Origin of the sequence: Methylomarinovum tepidoasis (genome assembly GCF_030294985.1) — a bacterium.
Classification (GTDB): Bacteria; Pseudomonadota; Gammaproteobacteria; order Methylococcales; family Methylothermaceae; genus Methylohalobius; species Methylohalobius tepidoasis.
Window position 1 is genome coordinate 1,356,431 of record NZ_AP024718.1, and the last position, 13,081, is coordinate 1,369,511.

The window sequence follows — 13,081 nt, forward strand, 5'->3', positions numbered from 1 at the left end:
CTCATCGTGGAAACACCTCGGTATCGAGCCGTTCGATCAGGGCGCGGGGCGGGCGGGTGGAAAAGATGCCGTAGCGGCGCTTTCCAGGGCGCATCCCGCGCAGGAAGAGGTAGAACACCCCGCCAAAGTGAGTGGCGTAATCGTAGTCCCTCAGGCGCACCCTCAGATAGCGGTGCAGGGCCAGGGTGTAGAGGGCGTACTGGAGATCGTAACGGCGCTGGCGGATCTCCTCGCCCATCCGCTTCGGGCCGTAGTCCCTCAGGCGGGCGCCGAGAAAATCGCTTTTGAAGTCGGCGATCCAGTATCGGCCTTCGTGTTCGAACACCAGGTCGATGACACCGGTGACCAGACCTTCGAACGCCTCCAGGCTCAGGGGCGGGCGCTCGCCTTTGGGTTCCAGTTCATTAAGACAGGCTTCCAGGGTTTTCGGATCGACCGGCCCGGTGGCGAAATCGAACGACAGCTCCCGCAGCTGCCGCTCCAGGGGGATGCCGGCCAGGGTCAGGCCGGGTTGCAGCGGCGTTTGGGCGACCTTCTCGAGCCAGTCCAGCAGGCCGGGCTCCATGTCTTCAGGATCGAGGCCGTGACGGGGGGCCAGGCGTTGGACCAGCGCCGGGATCTGCGCCGCCAGGGAGCCGGCGAAATCGAGGTGCTCCAGCAGTTCGTGGAGAAAGGCCCCGACCAGGGGACCTGCCGGATAGGCCAGGGCCGGATCGGTGACCGCCTCGTCGCGCGGTACCGACGGCGGCCGCGGCAGCCCTTCGCTCATGGCGGTGTAGGACTGGACCTGCCAGATGCGTTCCAGCCGGCGCTGGAACCGGGCCGGCTCCAGATCCTGCGGCGGCGGACGCCGCTGCCGGGTTGCCGCGGCGTCCCCTTCAGGCTCCGGCAGGGGCAGAACCCGGATGTGCTCGGATACGGCCAGCTTCTCCAGCCAGGCCGGATCGACCTTGCCGGGCTTGATCTCCCGGTCGCTGCCCGACAGCAGCCGGGCCAGGGCGGTTCTGCCGGCATGGCCTTCCCGGGTGCCGGCCGGGCCGAAGGCCAGGTAGAGGGCGCTTTCGGCGCGGGTGAGGGCGACGTACAGCAGGCGGATGTCCTCGGCAAGCCGTTCGGCCTCGGCCCGCCGCATGGCCTCGCTGTCCTTGTCCGGCTCGAAGGTGGCCCGCCGGATTCCTTTCTCGTCGTGCCACAATACCAGTCCCTCGGCCTTGCGGGGGCGGCAGGAAAACAGGAAGGGAACGAAAACGATGGGATACTGCAGGCCCTTGGCGGCATGGATGGTGGCGATGCGCACCAGTTTTTCGTCGTCTTCCAGGCGCAGCTCGTTGGCCTCCCCGTGCCGTTCCGCCCGGGTCCGGCGCACCCAGGTCAGACAGGCGTCGATGCCGGCATGGGTGCGGGCCGCCTGATGGATGAGCTCTCCCAGATGGATGAGATTGGTCAGCCGCCGGGCCGGATCGCCGCTGCGGTTGAGGCGCCCGGGCAGCCCGATGCGGCCGAGCAGATGCCAGAACGCCGGCAGAAAGCCCTGTTCCAGCCAGCGGCTGCGGGTCGTCTCCAGGGTTTCCACCCATTCGGCCCAGCCGCGCTCGTCGGCCAGGCGCCGGCCGATTTCCTCCAGGGTCAGCCCCAGCAGGGGCGAGGCCAGGGCCCGGCGGGCCAGCCGACGGTCCTCGGGGGCGGCGACCGCCTCGAGCAGTTGCACCAGGCCCTCGGCTTCCTCGCTCTCCCAAACGCTGTCGCGGGAGATGAGCACCGCCGGAATACCCAGGGCGGCCAGCGCCCGTTTTATCCGGGCCCCTTCGCGGGAAGTCGGCACCAGTACCGCCACGTCGCCGGCCTGGACAGGATCGTCTCCCAGCTTGGTGGTTTTGGCTTCCCCCTCGGCCAGGAGGGCGGCGATTTCAGCGGCGACCGCCCGGGCCACCCTGTCCCGGGCCTCGTCCAGATTCAGCGGCTTGGGCTTTTCGGTCTCATCCCAGGGCAGTTGCCAGACGGTGACCGGCGGCTGGCCATTGCGTATCAGATGCCGGTGTCGTTGCGGCGCCGGCTCTGCCGCAATGAAGGGGATATTCTCGTCCAGGAAGGGATTTTCCGTGATTTGGAAGAAGCGGTTGACCGCCTCGATCAGGCCCGGGGTAGAGCGCCAGTTGGTGACCAGCGTCCAGCGGTTTTCCTTCGGGATCTCGGCCTTGGCGCGGAGATAGATGAACAGATCGGCATCGCGGAAGCTGTAGATGGCCTGCTTGGGATCGCCGATGAGCGTCAGGCAGATGTCGTCCCGATCCCGGTAGATCCGGCGGAAGATCCGGTACTGGATCGGATCGGTATCCTGGAACTCGTCCACCATGGCCACCGGGAACCGCTCGGCCAGGTGGCCGGCCAGCTGCGGCGCGTCGGCCAGGGCCTGGTCGAGGCCGGTCAGCAGGTCGTCGAAGGTGCGAAGGCCCTGGCGGCGCTTGGCCTCGGCGGTTTGCTCGCGGACGTATTGCAGGGCGTCGTGGAAACAGCTGTGGGCCAGATCGGCCTGGATTTCCTGATAGGTTTTCCAGAAGATGCCGCAGGCGTCGAGGAAGGGATCCTGAGGCGCCGGCCCTGCATTTTTCTTCAAGCTGCTCTTTAGTTTCTGCGGCGTCAGCAGTTCCAGCTTGTCCGGGACGCTGTCGATGCCGGGATTGCGGAAAAAGGCTTCGAGCTGTTCGAATGCCTGTTCCAAGGCGGCCTGTTTGTAGCCGCCATTGCGCTTGAGAGCCGGACAATCGCTGAGCTGGCGGCAAATCTTCCCTTTAACCCCGGGCCATTGCCCCGCCAACGTGGCAAGTTGCGCCCTCAGTTTGGGGAGGGTCTTCCGGATTTGCGCCAGGGGCTGTGGCGCCGGGTCCAGTTGTGGCGGTTCGGGACGGTCCAGGGCCTTCATGGTCTGGCAGAAGCGCTCGAAACCGCCGACGGCCCGTTCGATCAGGGCGGCGGTTTCCACCTCGAGGGGGTAGAGGGTGCGCCGCCACCAGTCGGCCAGGGCCTGCTGGCGCAGGGCTTCGTCCTCGCCAATTTCCATGGCGAAGAGCTGGCCGCTGAGGAAGGCGAATTCCTCCAGCGCCCGCTGGCAAAAGCCGTGGATGGTGTAGATGGCCGCCTCGTCCATGCTCTGCAGGGCCAGGGTCAGGCGGCGGATGGTCAGATCCCGGTCTTCGAGCCCGGCGGCGAAACGGGACAGGGCGGCATCGTCGTTCTCCTCGCCGTCGCGCAGCCAGGCCAGCGCCTGGTACAGACGCAGGCGGATGCGCCCGCGCAGTTCCTCGGTGGCGGCGTTGGTGAAGGTCACCACCAGGATGTCGCGGGGCTGGCGGCCGGCGGCGATGTGACGCAGATAGAGGTTGGCGAGGGTGTAGGTCTTGCCGGTGCCGGCGCTGGCCTCGATCAGGGTGGTGCCGGCCAGGGGCAGCTCGAACAGGGTGTCGGTGGTCAGCGGTTTCATTCCAGGACTCCTGCCTCCAAAGGGGGCTTGAACAGCCGCAGCGCCCAATCCTGAAAGTCGGCATCGGTGTAGACCGGATCGCTCCGGCCCCGCAGCGCCAGGGCGACGTAGGCGTCCCGTTCCCGTTCTCCCGAGTACTGCCAGCTGCCTTCGAGCGCCTGCCTGGCGGCCGTTTCCGGGTCCTTTTCCGCGGTGATCCAGGCCCAGGCGGTCTTGGGCGGCAGCGGCAGGGGCCGGTGCAGGGCCTGCCAGGCGATGTCGAGCAGCTCGGCCAGATGGCGGCGGGCCTGGGTTTGCGGCAGTTTCTTCTCGAGGCGGTAGCGCTGGATGCCGGCCTTGCTGCGTCCGTAGTGGCAGGCCTCGCCTTCCCCCGGCTCGGTCAGGGACCAGAGCAGGTGTTCGAGCCACAGGGTCACCACGTCCCGGCCGTCGATGGCGGCCGGGCGCAGCCGCAGCAACCGCTCGCCCCGCAGGGTCAGGCGGCCGTGCAACCGCCAGGGCCGCCCGCCGCTGTCTTGCAACTCGAGGGCGATCGGCAGGTGATGGGGCGCTTCCGGGTCGATTTCCGCCGTCAGGGATGCGATGGCTTCCTGCAGTTCGCGCAGCACCCGGGTTCCCGGGGCGCCGTGGGGCAGGCGGCCTTCGGCGCGAAGGTCCGCTTCCGTGACCGTCCGGCCTTCGAGCCAGGCCTGGAGGAGATGGTCCTCGAGACTGTAGCGCTCCAGCCCCTCGAGGCTGAAGATCTCGGTGTCGGGCGCCGCGTCCGGGTCGTCGAGGCGGAGGCCGAGGCGCCGCTGGATGAAGGCCCGCAGGGGATGGGTCAGAATCTGCCGCAACCGCGCCAGGGAAACGTCCCGGGCGCTGTCGTCGGGGGGCTCGGGATGCCAGGGTTCGGGTTCGCCGGGGGCGGCCGGCCGGGCCAGATGGCGGGCGATCTCGCACCACCAGGGATCGAAACTTGGGCCGTGCTTGAAATTGCGGGGGCTGAAGGGCTGCAGAGGGTGTTCGTGGACCAGGACCTTGCGGGGCTTTTGGCCGCCGATGCGGTAGCGGCGGTCGAGGTCGTCGAGCAGCTCGGACACCAGGGCCGAGGGCGGGATCTCCTCGTTGCTGCGAAGGTCGCGGCCGGTGTAGCTGATGATCAGGCGCTCGCGGGCGGCCAGCAGGGTTTCGAGCAGCAGGAAGCGGTCCTCGTGGCCGGGATGGGGGTCGCCCGGGCGGGGGTGGCCGGCCAGGGCGTCGAACTCGGCCCGGCCGGCCTGGCGGGGGAAGTCGCCGTCGTTCATGCCCAGAAGGACGATCACCCGGAAGGGAACCCCGCGCAGGGGCAGCATGCCGCAGAAGGTCACCCCGCCCCGGAACAGGCGGCCGGGGCGGGGGGTGTCGGCCAGGCAGGTCTGGAGCCAGTGGCGCACCAGGAGCCAGTCCAGGGTCCTGTCGCCTGCCAGTTCGCCCAGCTCGGCGCACGCCTCGCGGATGCGCTGCAGGTAGCCGTCCGGATCCCGGGCGGCCTCACCGAAGAAGGCGTCCAGCAATTGGTTGAGACGCCGTTGCCAGTCCGCTCCGGTGGCCGGGGTTTGCAGGATTTCGCGCCATTCCCGCAGGCGGTCGAGCAGGTCGGCCAGTTTTCCCACGGCGTCGGCGAGCGAACCGCTCACCGGCAGGGCGGCGATGCCGTCGTAATGGCTCGGGCGGCCCAGGGCGTAGCCGAGCAGCAGCCGCTCGAGCCCCTGCCGCCAGGTGTTTTCGTGGGTTTGCGGCAGGTCCAGATCCTGTTTCTGGGAGGCGTCCATTCCCCAGAAGATCCTCGCCTGGTCGCTCCAGTCGTGGATGGCCTCGATTTCGTCGTCGTCGAAGCCGAACTGCCGGGCGACCTGGGGGATGTCCAGCAAGGCGAGCACCTCGGGGCGGGTGAAGCGGCTTTCCGGCAGTGCCACCAGCTGCAGAAAGGCGGTCAGGAGGGGATGGGCGTCGGCGATGGAGACGTCGGCCAGGTGCCAGGGCAGGGCGGGGCGGTCCGGGTGGTCGTCACCGAAGACCGCCTCGATGTAGGGGGCGTAGCTGTTGATCTTCGGCACCAGCACCAGGATGTCCTCCGGTTCGAGGCTGGCATCGGCGTTCAGCAGCCCCAGCAGGGTGTCGTGCAAAACCTGGCATTCCCGCAGGGGGCTGTGGGCCACGTGGATCTGGAGGGAACCGTCGGCCCCGGACAAGTGGCGGATTTTCGGGGTATCCTCGCCGCCCTGAAGTTCGAAGATGTCGGCCTGCACATGCCTGAGCAGGGTGGTTCTCTCCGGCGGGCGCAGGTGCGAAGTTTCGAGGGGGGAGTCGAAGGCGTCGAGCAGCAGATCCTGGAAGGTCTGGCCCTCCCGCCCCCAGGATGCCAGCAGGGGGTGGCCGGTTTCCTGCAGTTCGGCCGCCTCCGGATCGTGCAGGCGGGTGCGGGCCCGGGCCTTGAGGGAGCGCAGGTCGGCCCAGTAGTGTTCGGTGGGGCTCAGCAGCCAGAAATGCAGCTCGGTGTGCCGGCTCAGGGCGGCGAGCAGGGGCATGAAGCCCGGCGGCAGGCTGTGAAGGGCGAAAAAGTCCACCCGTCCGGGCAGGCCGGCCGGCTGTCCGTCTGCCAGCGCCTGGCCCAGGCGGTCGAGGGCGATGACCCGGTGACTGGCGGCGTCCCGGCTGACATGCCGCCACAGTTCGCCCTGCCAGGCCGGCGGCCCCTTAGGGTGCTCGCCGGCGTCCCAGGTCCGGATCCAGTCCGGGCGGTAATACAGATAGCGGTCGTAGACGTCGGCCAGGCGCCCGGCCAGCTGGAAGCGGCCGATGCTGTCGCGGCAGCGCTCGAGATAGGCTTGGACGGTTTCGAATCCGGGCCGGGGGGCCAGTTCGGGCAAGGCTTCGTACAGGCGCCAGGTCAGGCGTTCCCGCGACAGCGGATCGTCGGCCGGCAGGTCCTGCAGCAGCCGCCGGGCCAGGGACCAGAGAAAGCCGCCGGGGAGGGGATAGTCGATGTGGGCAGCGATGCCAAGACGGCCGGCCAGCTGCCATTGCAGCCACAGGGCGAGGGCCGGGGCGCCGACGACCACGGTCTGGGGCGTCAGCGGCGGGGTGCGACTGGCCTCGAGCGCCCGGGACAGTTCAGCCGCCAGAGTCTCGAGGTGGTTGGCGCTGTGGATGTGAACGTGTTCAGGCATGTTTCAAATATAATCGCCGAAGAAGGTTTTTCCATGTACGAGGATCTGTTTTCCGGCCATCAGAGCGCGGTTTCCGTCGCCGTGGGCGATGCCCCTGGAGAATCGCCATGGATGCTTCCCTGGTGCGACGATCGTGGCCGCCCGTTGCCGCTGCCGGCCTTGGCCCGGGCGACGGTCCGTTTTCTGAGACAGGCCAGCCGGCAGCCTGGGCAGACCTTCGATCTGAGTTCCCTGACGTGCTGGGACGGCTATCCTGCCGCGCATGTGGCGCCGTTGTTTGCCGCAGCATCTGCCAATTGCCGGCTGCCTGCCGCCTGGCAGGACTTGTTGAAACCCTGGAACGGGATGGCCGCAAAAACCGTCCGCATCGCCTTGGTGGGGCGGGCGGGCGACAGCCACACTGTGGCGCAGGGGCTGAGCCGCCTGACGGCGCGTCTCGATGCCGCCCGTATGGCGCTGCTGCTACCGGAAGAGGGCGTCCTGGCCGAAGAGGCCAGGGTCTGGGCCGGCCGTCGGGGGATTGCCTGCTACCGCTTTCCCGCCTTCTGGCGGGAGGTGCGGGTGCCCCATGCCGAAATCCGCCACGGTTCGGTCGGCAAGCGCTACAACCTCCGCGCCGGCCGGGACCGGGACGCCAGAATCCTGGCGAACGCCACCCATGTGATCGGCTTTGGTGCTTGGCCCGGTGAGATCCGGGAATTGGTCCGGGCATTGGCGCTGCCCTCGCGCCTGGTCCGCTCATGAGCCGTCCGGTTCGATGCGGTGTTTTTTCAGCAGGTGGTAAGTGCTGTCGTCACGAGTTTATGGGATGCTGAAGTCTGTTTGGACTCGCTATGCCATGACGACACCTGCCCACCGTCGTCACGATATTTCCGGCTGGGTTTGGGGATTGTTGGAACCGCATCTTCCCGGGCGGGATCTGCCGCCGGATTGCGGGGATTGGAAGAACGTCCATCGAAGGTTCTGCCGCTGGCGAGACAAGGGGGTGTGGGAGAAGGTTCTCAAGCAGCTGAAAATACGGCTTCTTTCCTTGCCGCCGTGCACATCCGCTGTATCGCCATTTGGGCATCAATTTTGTGATGACATTATCTAGAGTCCAAACAGGCGCTGTCTTACATATCCAGAAGCGCCCGGATGCGTCGCGTTACCTTGGGCAATTCGTCTTCAAGCGATGGCGGTGACAGGGACAGGATGTCGCCCTGCCCCAAAGGCAGGGCGGCGCCGCTGTGGTAGAGGTGCTGATGGATGTTCTCCAGGCGGCGTTCGTAGCCGATCAGTCCCAGACCGAACAGCAGCTGGCCAAGCCGGGCCCGGATGCTGCCGGGGGGCGGGTGATAGAGCAGCTCTCGCCCCAGCATCCGGGCCCAGGTGTGTCGCCACGACTGCTGGACCGGTAGCGGAAAGATCGCCAGCGGTTTGCCCAGGCGTGCCACTTCCATCATCATGGAAATGCTGTCGCCGGTGACGACGAAGGCATCGCCGTGGGCCAGCAGGCCGAAGTAGGGATTGTCGCCGCCTTCATGCCAGTCGTAGTAGGGCAGGCCGCTGGCACGGACCGCCTCCCGGACCGGGGCCTTGGTGCGCCGGCTGGTGCATAAGAACGCCGTGCCCCTGCCTGCCAGGCGGCGGCTGCGTTCGATCAGGATCTCGGCTTCGGTCCGGCCGAAACGGTAGGGGCGGGTGCGGCCGCCGATCAGGACCGGAACCAATGGCCGCGGCAGGCCGGCGAGATGGTCGGCCCAGGCCGTGCGGGCTGCCTCGATCCTTTCCCGGTCGGGAAAAATGAGCGGAAACTTGAGTTCGAGCACCCGCGGATCGGGGGGCAGGGGATAGTGGGCGGCGGTGATGATGAGGTCATAAGGTGCCCACCCCCCTTTTGGCCGTCCCACCACGACGATCCGGCTGCGCCCGCCGCTCTGTCGTTTGATCCACAGGGCGGCGCTCATAGGACGGCGGCCGATGGTGAGGATCAGATCCGGCCAGGGGGGCGTCAGGGGATCCGAACGTTCAAGATCCAGATGGCTCAGGCTTGGGCGTATCTGCGGTTTGCCTTCCTGGTAGGCAGGTTTGCAGCGCAGGATCTTCCATTCGCACGGAAGCTCCAGGGCATTGGCGATGGCGCGCACCTGGGCGTTGTCGCCCGGCTTTTCTCCGACCACCAACCAGATGCGGGGATCAGACGGTTGTCGCGATGGCATCGGCAAGCTGTTGCAATGATTCGAAAGTATGGGCGGCCAGCTGCAGTGCTTCCGGGGGACGGTATTCGCCCGGGACCAAGACCGGCACGGCGCCGGCCCGGGCCGCCGCCAGCAGGCCGGTATGGGAATCTTCGACCGCCAGACAGTCGCCCGGTGCCTGCCCCAGCCGCTCACAAGCGAGCAGATAGATTTCCGGTGCGGGCTTGCCGGCCTCGACCTCGTCGCGGCAGACCAGTTCGGGGATCTCGGCGCGGATGCCGGCCAGCGCCAGGCATTTTTCCGCATAGGGGCGGCGGCTGTTGGTGGCGACCAGATAGGGGATCTCATGCCGCCGCAGCGCCGTCATCAGCGCCCCATAGCCGGGACGGGTGGCAATGCCTTCCGCTTCGACCTGACGGCGCCAGTGTTCGGCGCTCAAACGCTGGAAGCGCCCGAAATCGAAGCCGGGGCCAAAGGCTTCCGCCAAGATGTGGGCGATGCGGTCGATGCTCTGGCCGCTCAGGCGCCGGGCCAGGGGATCGTCGAGTTCGAATCCCAGCTCGGCGGCGGTCCGGCGCCAGGCGCGCAGATAACCGGCCTCGGTGTCGAGCAGCAGGCCGTCTAGGTCGAGGACGACGGCGCGGAAGGGCGGTAACATCGGGTCTGCCTCCCAAGGTTGGCGGATGCCGGTCATTCGTCCTCCGGGACGCTGTGAATCCTTCCCTGGACGCTCGGTGCTTGGCCATCCAGGCCAAGTACGCCCTGCGAACGAATGACCGGCATCCTCTCTCACGGGGGCCTAGAAGCGCTCGGGGAACAGCCGGCTGGCGCCGTCCATGTCGCCGGTGTCACGGTACAACAGCGGTTCTCCCAGGCGCTGGATCGCCCCGCCGACGACCCGCCCCATCACCACCCGGTGGTCGCCGGCAGGGCAGTCGTGATGGAAGTCGCAGTCGAGCCAGGCCAGGGCGTCGGTGAGGATCGGCGCGCCGCAGTGACCCGCCAGCCAGGGGACGCCGGCCAGCTTGTCGATGTCGCCGGGCTGGCCGAAGTGGCGCGCCAGTTCCAGTTGATCCTTCGCCAGCACGTTGACGGTGAAACCGTCCCCCTGCTTGAGGAGGGCGTAGGAGCGGTGGTCGGGATTGATGCTGAGGGCGACCAGCAGGGGGTCGAAGGAAACCTGCATCACCCAGGCGGCGGTGAAAGCGTTGCGGATCTCGCCCGCCGCCACACCGATGACATAGACGCCGCAGCTGATCAGCTTGAGCAGCTCCGCCGGGCGGGTCACGGGCTGTCCTCCCCGAGGTAGCGGTCGATGTCCTCCTTGGAAAAGCCGACTTCTCTGGCGACCCGGTCGGCATGGCTGACCCGGGAGATGCCGTCGATGAGGCGGTGGGTCGGGCGATCGCCTACGAATTCCACCTGTTTGGCCTGGCTGATGCCCTGTTCGATGAACTTGTCCACCAGCTGATGGTTGTGGGTCACCAGGAGGGTGGTGCAACCCTTTTTGTGGAAGCCTTCCATGATGTCGTAGGAGATCTTGAGGCGTTCCTCGTAGGTGGTGCCTTCGGCCAGTTCGTCGAGGATGACCAGGCTTCTCGGGGTGGCGGCGAGGAAGATTTCCTTGGTGTGGCGCAGCTCGGTGGCGAAGCGTCCCTCGCCGGAGGTGAGCTGGCTGACTTCCGGCACCTGATAGAAGATGCGGTCGGCCACGGTCATCCGGGCTTCGCGGGCCGGCACGTAGGCGCCGATCTGGGCCAGCAGCTGCGACTGGGCGATGGTCTTGCAGATGGCGGTCTTGCCGCCGCTGTTGGGGCCGGTGATGAAGGTGAGGCGGTGCCGATCCAGCTCGATGTCGTTGGGGACGTAGTCAGGATTGGCCTTGCCGAGAATGGGGTTGCGCAGCTCCCGGGCGACGAAGCGGTGGTGGCCGTCGTCGAGAATCTCCGGCAGGCAGGTGGGATGACCGAAGTCCTCCGAGAACCGGTGCAAGGCCAACAGCTCGTCCAGATAGCCGATCGTCTCCAGCAGTTGCTGAACATCCGGGTCTTCCCGGAACAGGCGGCGCAGGGGATAGATGAACTTGTCGCGGTCGAAGGTGCCCACCAGATGGGGGTAGAAGGCGCCCAGGGGCAGCAGGAACAGCCACAGCACCCCGATGGCCGGGCGGCTCATGTTCAGCAGCGCCGGCAGCCCGGCCCAGGCCGCCAGCAGGCCGCCGACCAGGCTGGCGATGAAGACCGGTTTGAACAGGGAAGGGCGGAAGCGGATCGCCGGCAGCCAGCCCTTTTCCTCCTGGGTCAGGAGGCGCTTTTCGGTGCGGTAGACCGGGCCGGTCATGAGGCGGTAGGCGCGGCTGCGGGCGAAGTCCCTCAGGCAGGCCAGAAGTTCCTGGAGATAGGGGCTTTGGGGCTCGGGCAGGTGTTGGGCTTGATCGACGCTTTCGAGCACGAAACGGGTGCCGTTGACGTAGGCTTCGTAGCCGTAGCCGCGCAAGTCGCGGCCGCTGACCGGGGCGCCGACGCCGCCGAGGAAGTTGCAGTAGAGCAGTTTGTAGAACTCGGGCTCGCGATCGCGGCGGGCGGCGTTGGCGAGCAGGTTCTCCAGTTGCCGGCGCAGCGCGGCGTTGTCCTGCAGTTCCCGCAGTGCGGCCTGCCTGGCGCGGATCAGCTCGGCATCGCGCAGGGGTCGGGCCAGGCTGCGGTGCAGCGTTGCCTTGCCCACCTGGGTCCGGGCGGTGTCCAGGGCTTGATACAGGGCCGGCACCTCCAGGACTTCGTAGGTGGGCGGGTCGATGACGCCGTCTTCCGCCGGTGTGACCGCCTCCGTTTCCGGCCCATCGCGCCACAGTTTCAGGAAGGGTGTGTATAGCTGACGCAGTCGTTCGAGCATCGGATTCACCTCATGACTTTGACGTATTCGCCGGGCGCTTCACGGCTGGCCCCTACGATAACACGGCGGTCGCCGGCCTCCGAGATTTCCAGCCGGCCGCGGATCTCCACCCGTTCCCCGCGCCGGGCCTGGCCCATATAGGTGGCGGTGAAACACAGCACTTCAGGGATTTGTGGGTGGTCAAGTCGGTAGCGGGTCGGGGTGGCGAAGGCGTCGGCGTCGTCGATCACGGTGGCCTGCAGGGTGAGATGACCCGCCTTGTGCCAGTGCTGCCCGGTTTCCGGCGCTGGATTTTCCTCCACCAGCATCAGATCGAACTTGGTGCCGTCGATGGCGCCCTTGTTGAACTTGCGGCGTTCGTGCCACAGCCAGGTGGGAAAATCCAGGGGACGGCCGCGCCGCTGCCAGGTGGTGCGCCACAGAGACTCGGACAAGGGTTGCAGCCGGCCGGCCGCGGTCAGGTCGCGCACCGCCTCCCGGGCTTGGTGGAAGGTGTCGCGGTGGTAGCAGACCAGGTCCAAGTCGGAATCGGGGCGGTGACAGCCCAGCAGGAGCGAGCCGGTTATCCCCAGGTGCTCCGTGGCGATGCCGCAATCGGAAAGGCGGGCGGTCAGGCGCTGCAGACGCCGGATCAGAGGATCGTCACGCTCCTGCGCCAAAAGTTCCCTCAGTCGCTCCCGGGGGCGCCGGTGGCGGCGGATTCGGTGGAGGGGAACCGCCTGCAGGATCGCATCGCGCCGCGGTGAATAGTGGAGGTATTGAGGGAAGCGCTCCTGCAACAGCCCGATCGCCTCCCGGCTGCCGACCTTGGTCCAGCCGCCGGCCCCGGGGCGGTAACGCAGGCAGGCGATGATCCGCCCGTCCTCGATGCCGCTCAGAGTCACGGCGAAGACCAGTCCTTCTGCAGTTTCGATGAAGTCACGGGCCAGATACATGGTGCCTATTATACCGGGAACGGGATCGGTCAAAATTGTCAAGAAGGTTTGACAAAAATGCCGCCGATGTCCGTGCCTTTCCATTGAAAAACAGGAAATAGTCTGAATTTCAATGGGTTTTCGAGAATGGCAGGTTTGTTGCTTGACTCATAGCAGAAATATCGTTCTTAAGGAGGATCGTCCCATGCAACATCAACTCAAACGCCTGGTTCAATCGTTTCACGGTTACACCTACGAAATGGCCGGCATGCTCGCCGCCTTCTTCGACGACCCCCAGGAGGCCCGCGCCTGTGCCGAACGCATCACCCGGGAGTGGCGGCGGCCGGTGGAGGTGAACGGTACCAGCATCGTCATTCTGCTGTGATTTCGGTCCGGGCAGCGCGCATCCAGGCGGAGCGGTCGGTGGTT

The 13,081-nt window shown here is 67.0% G+C and carries 9 protein-coding genes and 1 pseudogene; 3 read left to right on the forward strand and 7 right to left on the reverse strand.

The window, feature by feature from the left end; translation table 11 throughout:
* Window position 1: 1 nt before the first annotated feature.
* Together recB and recC are read right to left on the reverse strand one after the other, a co-directional pair.
* On the reverse strand, window positions 2-3,478 hold the full coding sequence (recB, locus tag MIN45_RS06910; RefSeq protein ID WP_286291183.1) for an exodeoxyribonuclease V subunit beta: 3,477 nt from the start codon (window positions 3,476-3,478) through the stop codon (window positions 2-4).
* On the reverse strand, window positions 3,475-6,669 hold the full coding sequence (gene recC / locus MIN45_RS06915; protein ID WP_286291184.1) for an exodeoxyribonuclease V subunit gamma: 3,195 nt from the start codon (window positions 6,667-6,669) through the stop codon (window positions 3,475-3,477). Before recC ends, recB begins: the two co-directional genes overlap by 4 nt.
* A gap of 33 nt (window positions 6,670-6,702) precedes the next feature.
* Here recC and MIN45_RS06920 point away from each other — a divergent pair, with 33 nt between their 5' ends.
* Both MIN45_RS06920 and MIN45_RS06925 read left to right on the forward strand, forming a co-directional pair.
* Window positions 6,703-7,413, forward strand: a complete 711-nt coding sequence (locus MIN45_RS06920; protein WP_286291185.1) for a hypothetical protein — start codon at window positions 6,703-6,705, stop codon at window positions 7,411-7,413.
* A gap of 94 nt (window positions 7,414-7,507) precedes the next feature.
* Window positions 7,508-7,681 (forward strand): annotated as a pseudogene (locus tag MIN45_RS06925) (transposase); the annotation flags it as partial.
* A 100-nt stretch (window positions 7,682-7,781) separates the two neighbouring features.
* Here MIN45_RS06925 and MIN45_RS06930 read toward each other — a convergent pair.
* The 5 genes from MIN45_RS06930 to MIN45_RS06950 all read right to left on the reverse strand — a co-directional run bounded on the left by MIN45_RS06930 (window position 7,782) and on the right by MIN45_RS06950 (window position 12,715).
* Window positions 7,782-8,867, reverse strand: a complete 1,086-nt coding sequence (locus MIN45_RS06930; protein WP_286291186.1) for a mitochondrial fission ELM1 family protein — start codon at window positions 8,865-8,867, stop codon at window positions 7,782-7,784.
* The gene (locus tag MIN45_RS06935) at window positions 8,845-9,504 is read right to left on the reverse strand and encodes an HAD family hydrolase (protein ID WP_286291187.1); all 660 of its coding nucleotides are present in this window, start codon (window positions 9,502-9,504) and stop codon (window positions 8,845-8,847) included. Before MIN45_RS06935 ends, MIN45_RS06930 begins: the two co-directional genes overlap by 23 nt.
* A gap of 141 nt (window positions 9,505-9,645) precedes the next feature.
* Window positions 9,646-10,134, reverse strand: a complete 489-nt coding sequence (locus MIN45_RS06940) for a flavin reductase family protein (protein WP_286291188.1) — start codon at window positions 10,132-10,134, stop codon at window positions 9,646-9,648.
* On the reverse strand, window positions 10,131-11,738 hold the full coding sequence (locus MIN45_RS06945; RefSeq protein ID WP_286291189.1) for a MutS-related protein: 1,608 nt from the start codon (window positions 11,736-11,738) through the stop codon (window positions 10,131-10,133). The genes MIN45_RS06940 and MIN45_RS06945 overlap by 4 nt, the downstream gene beginning before the upstream one ends.
* Before the next feature lie 5 nt (window positions 11,739-11,743).
* The gene (locus MIN45_RS06950; RefSeq protein ID WP_286291191.1) at window positions 11,744-12,715 is read right to left on the reverse strand and encodes a hypothetical protein; all 972 of its coding nucleotides are present in this window, start codon (window positions 12,713-12,715) and stop codon (window positions 11,744-11,746) included.
* 142 nt (window positions 12,716-12,857) lie between these two features.
* Between MIN45_RS06950 and MIN45_RS06955 the strand changes: the two genes are divergently transcribed.
* Entirely contained in the window at window positions 12,858-13,037 is a 180-nt protein-coding gene (locus MIN45_RS06955; protein WP_286291193.1) for a hypothetical protein, read from the forward strand.
* Window positions 13,038-13,081: the final 44 nt, after the last annotated feature.

Excerpts from the sequence above, each read along its gene's own strand:
- recB (WP_286291183.1), bottom strand. The coding sequence starts at position 3,478 with ATGAAACCGCTGACCACCGACACCCTGTTCGAGCTGCCCCTGGCCGGC.
- recC (WP_286291184.1), bottom strand. The coding sequence starts at position 6,669 with ATGCCTGAACACGTTCACATCCACAGCGCCAACCACCTCGAGACTCTG.
- MIN45_RS06920 (WP_286291185.1), top strand. The coding sequence starts at position 6,703 with ATGTACGAGGATCTGTTTTCCGGCCATCAGAGCGCGGTTTCCGTCGCC.
- MIN45_RS06930 (WP_286291186.1), bottom strand. The coding sequence starts at position 8,867 with ATGCCATCGCGACAACCGTCTGATCCCCGCATCTGGTTGGTGGTCGGA.
- MIN45_RS06935 (WP_286291187.1), bottom strand. The coding sequence starts at position 9,504 with ATGTTACCGCCCTTCCGCGCCGTCGTCCTCGACCTAGACGGCCTGCTG.
- MIN45_RS06945 (WP_286291189.1), bottom strand. The coding sequence starts at position 11,738 with ATGCTCGAACGACTGCGTCAGCTATACACACCCTTCCTGAAACTGTGG.
- MIN45_RS06955 (WP_286291193.1), top strand. The coding sequence starts at position 12,858 with ATGCAACATCAACTCAAACGCCTGGTTCAATCGTTTCACGGTTACACC.